The 15,350-nt window shown below is 74.2% G+C and carries 11 protein-coding genes; 7 read left to right on the forward strand and 4 right to left on the reverse strand.

All coding sequences use genetic code 11. The features are described from left to right. Window positions 1-4: 4 nt before the first annotated feature. From O2W15_RS12710 to O2W15_RS12720, 3 genes are read right to left on the reverse strand one after another with little or no spacing between them, the layout of a single operon-like run. Window positions 5-1,633, reverse strand: a complete 1,629-nt coding sequence (locus tag O2W15_RS12710; protein ID WP_269179673.1) for a phospho-sugar mutase — start codon at window positions 1,631-1,633, stop codon at window positions 5-7. Further along, window positions 1,630-2,484 (reverse strand): NAD-dependent epimerase/dehydratase family protein, encoded by an 855-nt coding sequence (locus O2W15_RS12715; protein ID WP_269179674.1) that lies wholly within the window; start codon window positions 2,482-2,484, stop codon window positions 1,630-1,632. Before O2W15_RS12715 ends, O2W15_RS12710 begins: the two co-directional genes overlap by 4 nt. Next, window positions 2,481-3,299, reverse strand: coding sequence for a purine-nucleoside phosphorylase (locus O2W15_RS12720; RefSeq protein ID WP_269179675.1), 819 nt, complete (start codon window positions 3,297-3,299; stop codon window positions 2,481-2,483). The genes O2W15_RS12715 and O2W15_RS12720 overlap by 4 nt, the downstream gene beginning before the upstream one ends. Window positions 3,300-3,373: 74 nt before the next feature. Here O2W15_RS12720 and O2W15_RS12725 point away from each other — a divergent pair, with 74 nt between their 5' ends. From O2W15_RS12725 to meaB, 5 genes are read left to right on the forward strand one after another with little or no spacing between them, the layout of a single operon-like run. Continuing rightward, entirely contained in the window at window positions 3,374-4,522 is a 1,149-nt protein-coding gene (locus tag O2W15_RS12725; protein WP_269163030.1) for a glutamate--cysteine ligase, read from the forward strand. Next, window positions 4,519-5,763: an amidohydrolase gene (locus O2W15_RS12730; protein WP_269179676.1), complete on the forward strand. Its 1,245-nt coding sequence runs from the start codon at window positions 4,519-4,521 to the stop codon at window positions 5,761-5,763. The genes O2W15_RS12725 and O2W15_RS12730 overlap by 4 nt, the downstream gene beginning before the upstream one ends. Before the next feature lie 49 nt (window positions 5,764-5,812). Then, window positions 5,813-7,738 (forward strand): methylmalonyl-CoA mutase family protein, encoded by a 1,926-nt coding sequence (locus tag O2W15_RS12735; protein WP_269179677.1) that lies wholly within the window; start codon window positions 5,813-5,815, stop codon window positions 7,736-7,738. Continuing rightward, entirely contained in the window at window positions 7,735-9,945 is a 2,211-nt protein-coding gene (gene scpA / locus O2W15_RS12740) for a methylmalonyl-CoA mutase (RefSeq protein WP_269179678.1), read from the forward strand. The genes O2W15_RS12735 and scpA overlap by 4 nt, the downstream gene beginning before the upstream one ends. Before the next feature lie 43 nt (window positions 9,946-9,988). Then, complete coding sequence (gene meaB, locus O2W15_RS12745) at window positions 9,989-10,969, forward strand: methylmalonyl Co-A mutase-associated GTPase MeaB (protein ID WP_269179679.1); 981 nt, start codon at window positions 9,989-9,991, stop codon at window positions 10,967-10,969. A gap of 3 nt (window positions 10,970-10,972) precedes the next feature. Here meaB and O2W15_RS12750 read toward each other — a convergent pair whose 3' ends face one another. Next, window positions 10,973-11,377, reverse strand: a complete 405-nt coding sequence (locus O2W15_RS12750) for a GtrA family protein (RefSeq protein WP_269179680.1) — start codon at window positions 11,375-11,377, stop codon at window positions 10,973-10,975. Between the two features lie 164 nt (window positions 11,378-11,541). Between O2W15_RS12750 and O2W15_RS12755 the strand changes: the two genes are divergently transcribed. After that, window positions 11,542-12,951 (forward strand): NAD(P)H-quinone dehydrogenase, encoded by a 1,410-nt coding sequence (locus O2W15_RS12755; protein ID WP_269179681.1) that lies wholly within the window; start codon window positions 11,542-11,544, stop codon window positions 12,949-12,951. Between the two features lie 162 nt (window positions 12,952-13,113). Further along, window positions 13,114-15,350: reprolysin-like metallopeptidase (locus tag O2W15_RS12760; protein ID WP_269179682.1), on the forward strand; the 2,237-nt coding region annotated here is incomplete at its 3' end.

The raw sequence follows: 15,350 nt of genomic DNA on the forward strand, positions 1-15,350 counted from the left end.
CCGGTCACAGCCCGAGCGCGGTGGCCATCTCCGTGCGCAGCCGGTCCAGCTCGTCCGTGCCCTGGCTGCGGGCCGCCGGCAGTCCGGCGGCGGCGGGCACCGGGACGACGGTCTCCAGGTAGGCCTTGAGCTTCGGCTCGGTGCCGCTGGGCCGCACGATCACCCGCACGCCCTCGCCGGTCAGCCGGACCGCGTCCAGCGGGGGATCGGCGTGCTGCAGGTCGACCACCTCGACCGGTCGGCCGAGCAGCTGGGCCGGCGGCTGGGCGCGCAGCCGGGTCATCGCGCCGGAGATCAGCGTCAGGTCCTCGACCCGCACCGAGTACTGGCCGGTGACGAACAGGCCGTGCTCGACCGCCAGCTCGTCCAGCCGGTCGGTCAGCGTGCGGCCGTCGACGGCGAGCTCGGCGGCCAGCAGCGCCACCGCCAGGGCGGCGGAGACGCCGTCCTTGTCGTGCGCGACCGAGGGTGACACCGCGTAGCCCAGCGCCTCCTCGTAGCCGAACACCAGCGGTGCCGCTGCCGACCCGGCCCGGATGATCCACTTGAAGCCGGTCGGCGTCTGCTCGAACGGCGCGCCGTGCGCGCCGGCGATCGCGCCCAGCAACGACCCGCTGACCAGGGAGTTCGCATAGGTGCCGCGCACCCCGCGGCGGAGCAGCCAGTCGCCCAGCAGCACGCCCACCTCGTCGCCGGTCAGCTGACGCCCACCGACCACCACCGAGCAGCGGTCGGCGTCCGGGTCCTCGGCGATCGCGACGTCGGCACCGGTGCGGTCGGCCAGGGCGGTCAGCAGGTCGACCGCGCCCGGCTCCTCCGGGTTGGGGAAGGCGACCGTCGGGAACGCCGGGTCGGGCCGGTCCTGCTCCGCGACGCAGTGCAGCGCGGCGAAGCCGGCGGCCTCGAACACCCGCTGGGTGGTCACCGACCCCACGCCGTGCATCGCGGTGTAGGCCACCACGAGACGTCGTCGGGCCGCGGCGTCCACCCGGTCGGGCTGCAGGGCGCGCACCACCGCGGCGACGTAGTCGGCCTCGACGTCGTCCCCGAGGGTGGTCCACTCGTCTCCGAGCGGGATGTCGCGGGCCGGGCCGGTGGCCGCGATCGCGGCCTCGATCTCCCGGTCGGCCGGCGGGACCAGCTGCGCACCGTCGGCGAGGTAGACCTTGTAGCCGTTGTCCTGCGGCGGGTTGTGGCTGGCAGTCACCATCACCCCGGCGACCGCGCCCAGGTGCCGGACGGCGTAGGACAGCACCGGCGTGGGCAGCGGGCGGGGCAGCACCGAGACGGCGAACCCGGCGCCGGCGAGGACGGCGGCAGAGACGTGCGCGAACTCGTCGGAGCGGTGCCGGGCGTCGTAGCCGATGACCACGCCGCGCCCGCCCTGGCCGGAGTCGGTGAGGTACCGGGCCAGCCCGGCGGCGGCGCGGCTGACCACGGCGGCGTTCATCCCGGCCGGGCCGGCGCGCAGCGGGCCGCGCAGCCCCGCGGTGCCGAAGGTCAGCGGCCCGGTGAACCGGCGCTGCAGCTCGGTCGTGTCACCCGCGTCGACCAGGGCCTCGATCTCCGTGCGGTCACCGGCGTGCGGGTCGGCGGCGGCCCAGGCGCGGGCGGTGGCCAGCAGGTCGCTCATCGCGGACCCCCGCTCGGCTGGACCGGCCCCTGCGCTGCCTCGACCACGTCGACGTCCACACCGGGCAGCGTGTACTCCCCGCCGACCCGGGCGTGCACCGGGTCGGTCGGGTCGGCCTCGCCCTGGGCGGCGATCAGCTCGGCGGCGTAGGCCTCGGCGTCGTCGGCCGGCTCGTAGCCCAGCGCGCGGGCGGCGGTGAGGTCCCACCAGCCGCGGGTGTTCGCCGAGACGCCCCAGACCACCCGGAAGCCGGGGGAGGGCGCGCGCAGCGCCGCGTCGACCAGCCGCACGGTGTCGCCGGGGGAGAGCCACGTGGCCAGCTGGCGGACCGTGGTCGGCCGGGGGAAGGCGCTGCCGATCCGCAGGCAGACGACGTCCAGGCCGTACCGGTCGGCGTACAGCGAGCCGAGCGCCTCCATGGTCACCTTGGCCACCCCGTAGTACGTGTCCGGGCGCGGGGGAGCGTCGGCCTCGGTGAGCAGTCCGGACCCCGGCCGGGGGGTGAAGCCGCTGGCGTGGTTGCTGCTGGCCAGCACCACGCGGGGGACGCCGGCCTTCCGGGCGGCCTCCAGCGCGGTGCGGGTGGTCTCGATGTGCGAGCGGACGATCGCCGGCCAGGTCGCCTCGCCGAGGATGCCGGCCAGGTGCACCACGGCGGCCGCGCCCTGCGCCGCCTCGGTCACCGCGGGCAGGTCGGCGGCGTCGGCCACCAGGTGCTCCTCGCCCGGGCGCGGGTCCTCGATCGGCACCACGTCCAGGCTGCGCACCGCCCAGCCGCGCTCGGGCAGCCCACCGCGCAGCGCCGTCCCCAGCCCGCCCGCGGCGCCGGTGACCAGGACGGGTCCGCTCACGGCATCCGCCCGATCAGCTCCACCAGGAAGGCGCCCAGCCGGCCGGCGGCGGCCTTGCCCGCCTCCAGCACCTCGAGGTGGTCCAGCGCCTCGCCGGTGATGCCGGCGGCGGCGTTGGTGACCATCGACAGGCCGAACACCTCCATCCCGGCCGCCCGGGCGGCGATCGCCTCCAGTGCGGTGGACATGCCGACCAGGTCCGCACCCAGCGTGGTGAGCATCCGGATCTCGGCCGGGGTCTCGAAGTGCGGGCCGGGCAGCGCCGCGTAGACGCCCTCGGTCAGCGACGGGTCGATCTCCTTGGCCAGCGTGCGCAGCCGCGCGGAGTACAGGTCGGTGAGGTCGACGAAGGTGGCACCCACCAGCGGGGAACGGGCGGTCATGTTCAGGTGGTCGCTGATCAGCACCGCCTGCCCGACCCGGTGGCCCGGGCGCAGGCCGCCGGCGGCGTTGGTGAGGACGACGGTGCGCACCCCGGCCGCGGCGGCGGTGCGGATGCCGTGCACCACCGGCTCGACCCCGCGGCCCTCGTAGAGGTGCGTGCGGCCGAGGAAGAGCAGCACCTTGCGCGCGCCGACCTGCACCGAACGGATCTCCCCGCCGTGCCCGGTGACGGTCGGGGCGGCGAACCCGGGCAGGTCGCCGATGGCCACGCTGGCCAGCGTCTCGCCGAAGGCGTCGGCGGCCGGGGCCCAGCCCGAGCCCATCACCACGGCGACGTCATGGCCCTCGCCCAGGGTGGTGGTCAGCTGCTCGGCCGCCTGGGCGGCGAGGGCGGCGGGATCGGCAGGGTGCGCGGGGGTCGGCTGGCTCACCCCGTGAGCATAGGAAGGGCGGGCGGGTCGCTCATCGTCCGGCGGGGGGCCGTTGCCCTCCCTAGACTCGCGGGGTGCAGATCCCCTTCCACTCGTCCGAGCGCGCCAGCCTGGGAGTGGAGTGGGAGCTGCAGCTCATCGACCCCCAGACCCGCGAGCTGACCTCCGGCGCCACCGAGATCCTCGCCGAGCTCACCCCCGAGGGCCTCGACGAGCACCCCAAGGCCAAGCACGAGCTGCTGCAGTCGACGATCGAGATCATCACCGGGGTCTGCACCACCGTCGCCGAGGCGAAGGCCGACCTGGCCGGCACCCTGGCCGAGGTGGTCGCCTCCGCCGAGCGGCGCGGCCTGGGTGTCATGTGCGCCGGCAGCCACCCCTTCACCCGGTGGGACAGCCAGGAGATCTCGCCCAAGGAGCGCTACGCGGAGCTCGTCGAGCGGATGCAGTGGCCGGCCCGGCGCCTGCAGATCTTCGGGGTGCACGTGCACGTCGGCGTCCGCTCGCCCGACAAGATCATCCCGATCGTGAACGCGCTCACCCAGTACGTGCCGCACTTCCTGGCGCTGTCGGCGTCCTCGCCCTACTGGTCCGGCTGCGACACCGGGCTGGCGTCGGCCCGCACCAAGGTCTTCGAGGCGATGCCGACCGCCGGGCTGCCCTACCAGCTGGCCGACTGGGGCGAGTTCGAGCAGTACATGGGCACGCTGATCGACGCCGGCGCCATCGAGAGCGTCCGCGAGGTGTGGTGGGACATCCGCCCGCACCCCGACTTCGGCACCGTCGAGCTGCGGATCTGCGACGGCCTGCCCACCCTCGACGAGATCGGTGCGGTCGCCGCGCTAGCCCAGTGCCTGGTCGAGCAGTTCGACACCCAGCTCGACCGTGGCTACACCCTGCCCTCGCCGGCGGACTGGGTCGTGCGGGAGAACAAGTGGCGGGCGGTGCGCTACGGCCTGGACGCCGAGATCGTCGTCGACGAGCAGGGCACCGTGCGCCCGGTGCGCGAGGCGATCGCCGACGTGGTCGAGGAGCTGCTGCCGACCGCCCGCAAGCTCGGCTGCGAGGACGAGCTGCTCGACGTCCGGCGGGTGCTGGACGCCGGCGCCTCCTATCAGCGCCAGCGCGCCGTGGCCGCCGCGCACGACGGCGAGCTCCCGCCGGTGGTCGACAGCCTGCTCGCCGAGCTCCGCGACGGGCTGCCGACGACGGGGACGGCGTGAGCGGCGGGGAGACGATCAGCGCGGTGGAGGTCCACGGCCAGACCGTCGACGCCTGGTCGGAGGCACACCAGGACGAGCTGGTCGCCGTCCGCCGGCACCTGCACGCCCACCCCGAGCTGGGCTTCGTCGAGCACGAGACGACGGCCTTCCTGGAGCAGCGGCTCACCGCGGCGGGCCTGGTGCCCCGCCGGCTGAAGTCCGGCACCGGGCTGGTCTGCGACGTCGGGGGCGACCCGGACGCCGGGCCGGTGGTCGTGCTGCGCGCCGACATCGACGCGCTGCCGCTGGCCGACCTCAAGGACGTCCCGTACGCCTCCACCCGCGAGGGGCTCTGCCACGCCTGCGGCCACGACGTGCACACCACCGTGCTGCTCGGGGTCGCGCTGGCGCTGGCCTCGCTGGACGAGCTGCCCGGCACCGTCCGGTGCGTCTTCCAGCCCGCCGAGGAGCAGGTGCCCGGTGGAGGGCTGGAGGTCCTCGACGAGGGCGTGCTGGCCGGTGCGACCCGCGCGTTCGCGCTGCACTGCGACCCCTCGCTGACGGCCGGGTCGGTCGGGCTGCGCACCGGCGCGATCACCGCGGCCTGTGACCGGGTGGAGGTGACGCTCACCGGCCCCGGTGGGCACACCGCCCGGCCGCAGCTGACCGTCGACCTGGTGCACGCGATGGGCCAGGTGGTCACCGAGGTGCCCGGGCTGCTGTCCCGGCTGGTCGACCCCCGGGCCGGCGTGTCGTTGGTGTGGGGTGCGATCAGCGCGGGGGTGGCGGCCAACACCATCCCGGAGACCGGGCAGCTGCGCGGCACGCTGCGGGTGCTCGACCGCGCGGTGTGGAGCGAGGCCGAGGAGCTGGTGCGCCGGCTGGTCACCGACGTCGCGACCACCTCGGGAGCCCGGGTGTCGATCGACTACGTGCGCGGGGTGCCGCCGGTGGTCAACGACCCGCGCAGCGTGGCCCTGCTCCGCTCCGCCGCGCTGGAGACGGTGGGCAGCGAGGGCGTGGCCCTGTCCCCGCAGAGCATGGGCGGGGAGGACTTCGGCTGGTTCGCCGAGGTGCTGCCGATCGCGCTCGCCCGGCTGGGCACGCACGGCAGCGGCGAGACGTTGGACCTGCACCGGGGCACCTTCGACGTCGACGAGCGGGCGATCGGGGTGGGGGTGCGGTTGCTGGCCCGCACGGCGCTGCACGCGCTGGCGGCCGATGCCGTACCCGCTGGTACACCCGTCGGCCCGGCCCTGTAGACCTCTTCCGACGCACTTCCTCAGGCACCTGAGAGGCGGGGACCCGACGATGAGCTCCACCGACCAGCGCCCCACGGGCCCACCGGCCGAGCCGGCCGCCCCCGACCTGCTGACCCTGGCCGGGGAGTTCCCCGCGGCGAGCCGAGACCAGTGGCGCGACCTGGTGGCCGGGGTGCTGCGCAAGGCCGGCCGGGACGAGCTGCCCGACCCGGTGGAGGACGCGCTCGCGCGCACCGTCGCCACCGGGGTCACCGTCGCCCCGCTCTACACCGCCGAGGACGCCGGGGACCTGCCCGCGCTGGCCGGGGTGCCGGGTCTCCCGCCGTTCGTCCGCGGGTCCCGGGCCGGTGCCGCCGGGGTGACCGCGGCCGGGGGCGCCGACCCCGACGTCCCGGCCGGCTGGGACGTGCGGCAGCGGCACGCCGATCCCGACGTGGCGCGCACCCGGGAGGCGATCGCCGCGGACCTGGAGAACGGCGTCTCCTCGCTGTGGCTGGTGGTCGGCGACGGTGCGGTGCCGGCCGACGCGCTGGGCGAGGTGCTGGCCGACGTCCTGCTGGACCTGGCGCCGGTGACCCTGCAGGGCGGCGTGCAGGCGGCGGAGGCGTTCCTCGCGCTGGTCGAGGGGCGCACCGACCTGGCACCCGGCGGCTGCCTGGGGCTGGACCCGCTCGGCGTGCAGGCCGCGACGGGGGAGCCGCAGGACCTCACCGGCCTGGCCGACCTGGCCCGCCGCACTCCTGCGGGCTGGCGCACCGTCGTCGTCGACGGCACGGTGTTCGCCGACGCCGGGGGCTCGGTGGTGGAGGAGCTCGGCTGTGCGGTCGCCGCCGGGGTGGCCTACCTGCGGGCGCTCACCGAGGGCGGGCTGGACGTCGCCGATGCCCTCGGCCAGCTGGAGTTCCGGCTCTCTGCCAGCGTCGACCAGTTCACCACCATCGCCGCGCTGCGGGCGGCGCGCCGGCTGTGGGACCGGGTCGGGGAGGCCAGCGGCGTGCCGGCCGAGGCGCGGGCGATGCGCCAGCACGCGGTGACCTCGAACGTGATGGTGACCCGGCACGACCCGTGGGTGAACATGCTGCGCACCACGGTCGCCTGCTTCGCCGCCGGGGTCGGGGGTGCCGACGTCGTGACGGTGCAGCCCTTCGACGCAGCCCTCGGGCTGCCCGACGCCTTCGCCCGGCGGATCGCCCGCAACACCCAGGCCCTGCTGGTGGAGGAGGCGCACCTCGCCCGGGTGCTCGACCCGGCCGGTGGCTCCTGGTACGTCGAGTCGCTGACCGAGTCCCTCGCCCAGGCCGCCTGGGCCTGGTTCACCGAGGTCGAGCGGGCCGGCGGGCTGGCCGCGGCGCTGTCGTCCGGGCTGGTCGCCGACCGGATCGGTGCCGCGTGGGCGGAGCGGCAGGAGCGGGTGGCGCACCGCACCGACGCGATCACCGGCGTCACCGAGTTCCCGAACCCGACCGAGGTGCTGCCCACCCGTCGTCCGGCGGCCGAGGCGCTGCCCGCGGCACCGGGCGGGCTGCCGCGGGTGCGGGCCGCGCAGGCGTTCGAGCAGCTGCGCGACCGGGTCGAGGCGGTCGAGCCCCGGCCGCGGGTGCACCTGGCCACGATCGGTCCGGTCGCCCGGCACACCGCCCGGGCCACGTTCGCGGCCAACCTCTTCGGTGCCGGGGGCCTGGCGGCGCCGACCGGGGACGGGGTGGACGGCCTCGCCGGGACGACGGTGGCCTGCATCTGCGGCACAGACCGCGACTACGCCGACTCCGCCGCCTCGCTCGCCGCGGAGCTGCGGGCCGCCGGTGCCACCCAGGTCTGGCTGGCCGGTCCGCCGTCCCTGGGCGTGGACGGCGTCGACGGCTACGTGCACGCGGGATGTGATGCCCTGGAGGTGCTGACGACGGTCCTCGCCGACCTCCTCCCCGACCACCAGAATGGCCATTCCGGTGGTCCTGACCAGGAGGTGTCGGCATGAGCGCGATCCCCGACTTCGGCGACCTGGAGCTGGGCCGCCCGGAGCCGACGGCGACGCCGGACGACTGGGCGAAGGCCTACGCCGACGCCGCCGGCCGGGACGTGCGTGAGGCGACCTGGCAGACACCGGAGGGGATCGCCGTCCCGCCGCTGTTCACCGCCGCCGACCTGGCCGACGTCGACTTCCTGGACACCCTCCCGGGCATCGCGCCCTACCTGCGTGGGCCCTACCCGACGATGTACACGACCCAGCCGTGGACGGTGCGCCAGTACGCCGGGTTCTCCACCGCTTCGGAGTCCAACGCCTTCTACCGACGGAACCTGGCCGCCGGGCAGAAGGGCCTCTCGGTCGCCTTCGACCTGCCCACCCACCGCGGCTACGACTCCGACCACCCGCGCGTGGTCGGCGACGTCGGGATGGCCGGGGTGGCGATCGACTCGATCCTGGACATGCGGCAGCTGTTCGACGGCATCCCGCTGGACAAGATGAGCGTCTCGATGACGATGAACGGCGCCGTCCTGCCGGTGCTGGCGCTCTACGTCGTCGCCGCCGAGGAGCAGGGGGTGAGCCCGGACCAGCTCACGGGGACGATCCAGAACGACATCCTCAAGGAGTTCATGGTCCGCAACACCTACATCTACCCGCCGAAGCCCTCGATGCAGATCATCAGCGACATCTTCAGCTTCACCTCCACGCAGATGCCGCGGTTCAACTCGATCTCCATCTCCGGCTACCACATCCAGGAGGCCGGGGCGACGGCCGACCTGGAGCTGGCCTACACCCTCGCCGACGGGGTGGAGTACCTGCAGGCCGGCAAGGCAGCGGGCCTGGACGTCGACGTCTTCGCGCCCCGGCTGAGCTTCTTCTGGGGCATCGGCATGAACTTCTTCATGGAGGTCGCCAAGCTGCGGGCCGGCCGGCTGCTGTGGGCGAAGCTGGTGAAGGAGGCCGGGGCGACCAAGGACAAGTCGATGTCGCTGCGCACCCACTGCCAGACCTCGGGCTGGTCGCTGACCGCGCAGGACGTCTACAACAACGTCGTCCGTACCTGCCTGGAGGCGATGGCGGCCACCCAGGGGCACACCCAGTCGCTGCACACCAACGCCCTGGACGAGGCGCTCGCGCTGCCCACCGACTTCTCCGCCCGGATCGCCCGCAACACCCAGCTGCTGCTGCAGCAGGAGTCCGGGACGACGCGGGTCATCGACCCCTGGGGCGGGTCGGCGTACGTGGAGAAGCTGACCTACGACCTGGCCCGCCGGGCGTGGGCGCACATCCAGGAGGTCGCCGAGCACGGGGGCATGGCGCAGGCGATCGACGACGGCATCCCCAAGCTGCGGATCGAGGAGGCCGCGGCCCGCACCCAGGCCCGGATCGACTCCGGCCGCCAGCCGGTGATCGGGGTGAACAAGTACCGGGTCGAGGCCGACGAGGCGGTCGACGTGCTCCGGGTCGACAACGCCGACGTGCTGGCCCAGCAGAAGGCGAAGCTCGCCGAGCTGCGCGCCTCGCGCGACGGGGCCGCGGTGACCGAGGCGCTGGGCCGGCTGACCGACGCGGCCCGGGCAGCCGCCGACGGCCGTCGCGACTCCTCGCTCGAGAGCAACCTGCTGGCGCTCGCGGTCGACGCCGCGCGGGCGAAGGCGACGGTGGGGGAGATCTCCGACGCGCTGGAGGCGGTCTACGGGCGGCACTCCGGCCAGGTGCGCACCATCTCCGGCGTGTACCGCGACGAGGCAGGGGGAGCGGGCCCGGTGGACGAGACCCGTGCGCTGGCGTCGGCGTTCGCCGAGGCCGAGGGCCGTCGTCCCCGGATCCTGGTGGCCAAGATGGGCCAGGACGGCCACGACCGAGGGCAGAAGGTGATCGCCACCGCCTTCGCCGACCTCGGGTTCGACGTCGACGTCGGCCCGCTGTTCCAGACGCCGGAGGAGGTCGCCCGGCAGGCGGTGGAGGCCGACGTGCACGTGGTCGGCGTCTCCTCGCTCGCCGCCGGCCACCTCACGCTGGTGCCCGCGCTGCGCGACGCGCTCGCCGAGCTCGGGGCCGACGACGTCCTGGTCGTGGTGGGCGGGGTGATCCCGCCGGACGACGTCCCGACCCTGAAGGAGATGGGCGCGGCCGCCGTCTTCCCGCCCGGCACGGTGATCGCCGACGCCGCGCAGGACCTGCTCCGCACCCTCTCCACCCGGCTCGGCCACGCGTGACCATCTCCACCAAAATGGCCATCTTGGTGGGTCGGGGGCCGGTGTGAGTCGGACCGTCGACGTCCCCGGGCTGACCGAGGGGGTGCTCGGCGGGGACCGGCGGGCGATGGCGCGGGCGATCACGCTGGTCGAGTCGCGGCGGGCCGATCACCGGGAGGCCGCCCAGGAGCTGCTGGTGGAGCTGCTGCCGCACGCCGGGAACGCCCGGCGGGTGGGGATCAGCGGGGTCCCCGGGGTCGGGAAGTCGACGTTCATCGACGCCCTCGGCGTCGACCTGACCGCGGCCGGGTCGAAGGTGGCGGTGCTCGCCGTCGACCCGTCGTCGGCCCGGTCCGGCGGCTCGATCCTGGGCGACAAGACCCGGATGGCCCGCCTCGCCGTCGACCCGAACGCGTTCATCCGCCCTGCTCCGACCGCCGGCACGTTGGGCGGGGTGGCCCAGGCGACCCGGGAGTCGATGGTCGTGGTCGAGGCGGCTGGCCACGACGTCGTCCTGGTGGAGACCGTCGGCGTCGGCCAGTCCGAGGTCGCCGTCGCGGAGATGGTCGACTCCTTCCTGTTCCTCACCCTGGCCCGCACCGGCGACCAGCTGCAGGGGATCAAGCGCGGGATCCTGGAGATCGCCGACGTCATCGCGGTCAACAAGGCCGACGGCCCCGGGGAGGTCGACGCCCGCCGCGCCGCCCGCGAGCTGGCCGGGGCCATGCGGATGCTGCGCGGCGAGGCCGTCCCCGTGCTCACCTGCGCGGGGCTCAGCGGCGCCGGGCTGTTCGAGGTCTGGGCCGCGGTCGTCGCGCACCAGGACCGGATGCGGGCCTCGGGGCAGCTCGACGAGCGGCGCCGGGCGCAGCAGGTGCGCTGGACCTGGCAACTGGTCCGGGACGGGCTGGAGCACCAGCTGCGCGAGCACCCCGCGGTGCGGTCAGCGGCGCCGGAGCTGGAGACGGCGGTGCTGGCCGGCGAGCTCACCCCGGCGCTGGCCGCCCGCCGGCTGCTGGACGCCTTCGGGACCTCCCCGGCGTGACCCTCAGCTCCGGAAGACGACGGTCCGCAGCATCACGAAGTTGCAGGCGGTCCCGAACCCCTGGGAGATCGCCCAGGCCAGCGTGATCGTCCACGAGCGCTCGGGGAGGACGGCGAGCGCGAGCGCGTTCACGCCGAGGATGACGAAGAACGTGGTGCTGTAGAGCAGCGTGAAGCCCAGCGCCCGGTTGCGGCCACCTGCCACCCGGAACGCCCACCGCCGGTTCAGTGCATAGGCGGTGGTCGTGCCGCAGACAAAGCTCAGCGCACGGGCGGCGTGCACCCACAGGCCGAGGTGCAGGGCGAGGGTGTAGACGGCGAGGTCGACGACGGCGCTGAACAGGCCGACGACGACGAAGCGGACCAGCTGGCCCCACAGGTCGCCCGGTCGCTGCTGCTCGGTGGTCACGTCGTCCTCAGTTCGCGTTCGACCCGTCCACCGCATGGACGCCCATCGGCACGAGCGTAACGAGCACGCCGTCCGGTGCCCGCCCGCGTGGGTGGGCGACGGCGGACACGGCAACAGGGACAATGGCGGGTGCACACATCGGTCCAGCACTGGGAGCAGCACCCATGACCCGCATCGTGATCATCGGCGGTGGCCCGGCCGGGTACGAGGCCGCGCTCGTCGCCGCCCAGCTCGGCGCGGACGTCACGGTCGTCGAGCGCGACGGCATCGGCGGCGCCAGCGTGCTGACCGACTGCGTGCCGTCCAAGACCTTCATCGCCTCCGCCGGTGCGATGACCGGGGTGCGCGACTCCGTCGCCCTGGGGGTCACCGGTACCGAGCTGGGCCGCGCGGCGCTGAACCTGGCGACGGTGAACAGCCGGATCAAGGGGCTGGCGGTCGCCCAGTCCTCGGACATCCACCACCGCCTGGAGTCCGAGGGGGTGCGGATCATCCGTGCCTCGGCCCGGCTGGCCGACGAGAAGCTCGGGCTGACCGTGCACCGGGTCGAGGTCGTGGACGCCGACGGGCAGGTCACCGAGACGCTGGAGGGCGACGTGGTGCTCATCGCCACCGGCGCCGACCCGCGGGTGCTGCCGGGCGCCGAGCCGGACGGTGAGCGGATCCTGTCCTGGCGCGACGTCTACGAGCTCGACGAGATGCCCGAGCACCTGATCGTGATCGGGTCCGGCGTCACCGGGGCGGAGTTCGCCTCCGGCTACCTGGAGGCCGGCGTACCGGTCACCCTGGTGTCCTCCCGCGACCAGGTGCTGCCCGGGGAGGACGCGGACGCCGCGGCCGTCGTCGAGGAGGTCTTCCAGTCCCGAGGTGGCCGGATCGCCGAGCGCAGCCGCGCGGACAAGGTCGTACGCACCGAGAAGGGCGTGCGGGTCGAGCTCACCGACGGTCGCGTCGTCGAGGGGTCGCACGCGCTGATGACCGTGGGCACCGTCCCCAACAGCGGTGGGATGAACCTGGAGGCCTGCGGGGTCGAGGTCACGCCGTCCGGGCACATCGTCGTCGACCGGGTCTCCCGCACCACCGTCGCCGGGGTCTACGCCGCCGGCGACGTGACCGGGGTGTTCCAGCTCGCCTCCGTCGCCGCCATGCAGGGGCGGATCGCCATGTGGCACGCCCTCGGCGAGGCGGTCGCGCCGATCCGGCTGAAGACCGTCTCGGCCAACGTCTTCACCCACCCGGAGATCGCCACCGTCGGCGTGCAGGAGAAGACGCTGACCGAGGACGCCGACGTCGAGGTCGTGCGGTTGCCGCTGGCCACCAACGCCCGGGCCAAGATGGGCGACCTGCACAGCGGGTTCGTCAAGCTGTTCACCCGCCGCTCCACCGACGTCGTCGTCGGCGGTGTCGTGGTCGCGCCGGGTGCGTCCGAGCTGATCCTGCCGATCGCGCTGGCCGTCACCAAGGGCCTGACCGCAGGGGACCTGGCACAGACCTTCGCGATCTACCCGTCGCTGTCCGGGTCGATCACCGAGGCCGGGCGCCGGCTGATGGGGATCGAGGACGAGCACAGCTGAGCCCGGCTCGCTGCCCCTGAGGGAGGCCCTCGGGTCGTCCACTCCAGTTCTGGCGCAGCCGTGCCGATCCTGATCGAGATCCCTTCTCGGTCAGGAGCTCTCCCCGTGCACTTCCACCCCCGACTGCGCCTCCGTTCCGGAGGACTGGTCACGGTCTCACTCGTGCTGGCTGGGATGCTCGCGACCGGCCCGAGCCACGCCCGTGCGGACGACGCGTCATCGGCCACCCCGACCGTCACCGCCGATGCGACCGAGGCACCCACGGCGACCGAGGCACCGGCGACCTCTGCGGCGCCGCTGACCTCCGAGGCACCGGTCACGACCGAGGCACCGGCGACGACCGAGGCGCCCGCGGCCACCGAGGCACCGGCGGCGACCGAGGCGCCGGAGACCTCCGAGGCGCCCGCGACGGCCGAGGCGCCCGCGACGACCACAGTGGAACCGGCGGACGACGCGGCTGCGCCCGAGCCCGGTGACACCGTGCTGGGTGAGCTGGTGCAGGCCTACGCGGACCCGGCTCCGTCCGACCCGAGCCACGAGGCGGAGGCCGAGCACGACGTGGCCGGGCACGACGAGGGCGCGCACGACGAGGGCGGGCACGACGCCACGCTGCTCAGCTGGGTCCAGACCGAGTCCGGCGACACGGTCCGGGTCTCCACCGGTGACGTGACGGACGTGGAGGCGGGTGCCACCGTCCAGGTGACCCTGGGCGCTGAAGTGCAGGACGAGGCGGCGGCTGAGGGGCTGGAGCCGGCACACGAACTCGTCGCCGCGGAGGTCCTCGCCTCATCCGAGGAACCGGCGACAGCGCCCACGGTGGCCGCGGTCAACCACGAGGTCACCGTCGTGCTGATGCAGCCCGGGGGCTTCGCCCGCGACTCCACCACCCTCGCGACCCTGACGAACGTGGTGAACGGCGCGGTGGGTGACTTCTGGGAGCAGCAGTCCGCCGGCGCAGCGCGCTTCGGCGTGGTGGCCGGGTTCGACTGGGCGACGACGACCGCGACCTGCAGCGAGCCGTTCGCCCTGTGGCAGGCCGCCGCCGATCGGGCGGGCTGGAGTGCGGGCGCCCGCAAGCACCTCCTCGTCTACGTGCCCTCCGGGGCGCCCGGCTGCAGCTATGGCCTGGGGACCCTGGGCACGAGCATCGACAGCGGCGGGCTCGCCTACGTCCAGGCCCCGGCCACCTCGGTGGTGGCACACGAGTTCGGGCACAACCTCGGGCTGAACCACTCGTCGCAGCTCCAGTGCTCGGCGACGGTGGAGGAGTCGGCGGCCTCGACCTGTCAGGTCAGCTCCTACCGCGACTACTACGACGTCATGGGGATCTCCTGGGGCCAGGTGGGGAGCCTGAGCGCTCTCCACGCGAGCGCCCTGGGCGTCCTGCCGGCCGCGCAGCAGGTGGAGGTGACCCCGGCCAGCGGGGCGGGGACCTTCACGCTCTCGCCCATCTCCGGGTCCAGCGGCACGCGAGCGGTGAAGCTGACCGCCTCCAGCAAGGTCGCCTACTGGCTGGAGTTCCGGCCGGGCAGCGGGCAGGACAGCTGGCTCACGACTGCGGCCAACGTGGTCGGCGTCCAGCCGGGTGTGCTGGTACGCCGGGCCCATTCAGGCGCCAGTGACTCCTCGCTGCTGCTGGACGCCACACCGTCCAGCCAGTCGTCGTGGAACAAGGACACGGTCGCGGTGCTGCCGGTCGGCGCGGAGGTCCTGCTGGCCGACGGCCAGTTCCGGGTGAAGGTCACCGGCCTCGGTGCCACCGCCGCGTCGGTGGAGGTGCGGCCGGCGAACAACCTCCCGGTGGCCAGTTGGGATGGGCTGTCGGCGTCGGGTTCGACGTTGTCGGTGAGTGGGTGGGCGTTCGACCCCGATCAGCCGGCGGTGTCGGGGCAGGTGCACGTCTACGTGGACGGCCGGGGGAGGTCGGTGACCGCCGACGGTGCTCGGCCGGATGTGGGCAGGGCGTTCCCGGGGGTGGGGGATGCGCACGGTTTCTCGTCGAGCACGACGGTGGCGCCGGGGACGCATCGGGTCTGCGTCTTCGCGGTCGACGTGGACGATCCTGGGGAGAACAACTCGCTGGGCTGCCGGTCGATCACCACGCAGCAGACGCTGCCGGTCGGGAGCTGGGACGGGTTGTCGGCGTCGGGGGCGACGGTGAGTGTGTCGGGTTGGGCGTTGGACCTGGATCAGCCGTCGGTGTCATCGAAGGTGCACGTGTACGTGGACGGTCGGGGCGTGGAGTTGACGGCTGACCGGTCGCGGCCGGACATCGGTGCGGCGTTCTCCGGTGCGGGGTCCGCGCACGGGTTCGCGTGGTCGACGACGGTGGCGCCGGGGGCGCACCGGGTGTGCGTGTTCGCGATCGACGTGGACGTGCCCTCTCGGAACGCGGAGCT

This window comes from Modestobacter sp. VKM Ac-2979 (assembly GCF_026967995.1).
GTDB lineage: Bacteria > Actinomycetota > Actinomycetes > Mycobacteriales > Geodermatophilaceae > Modestobacter.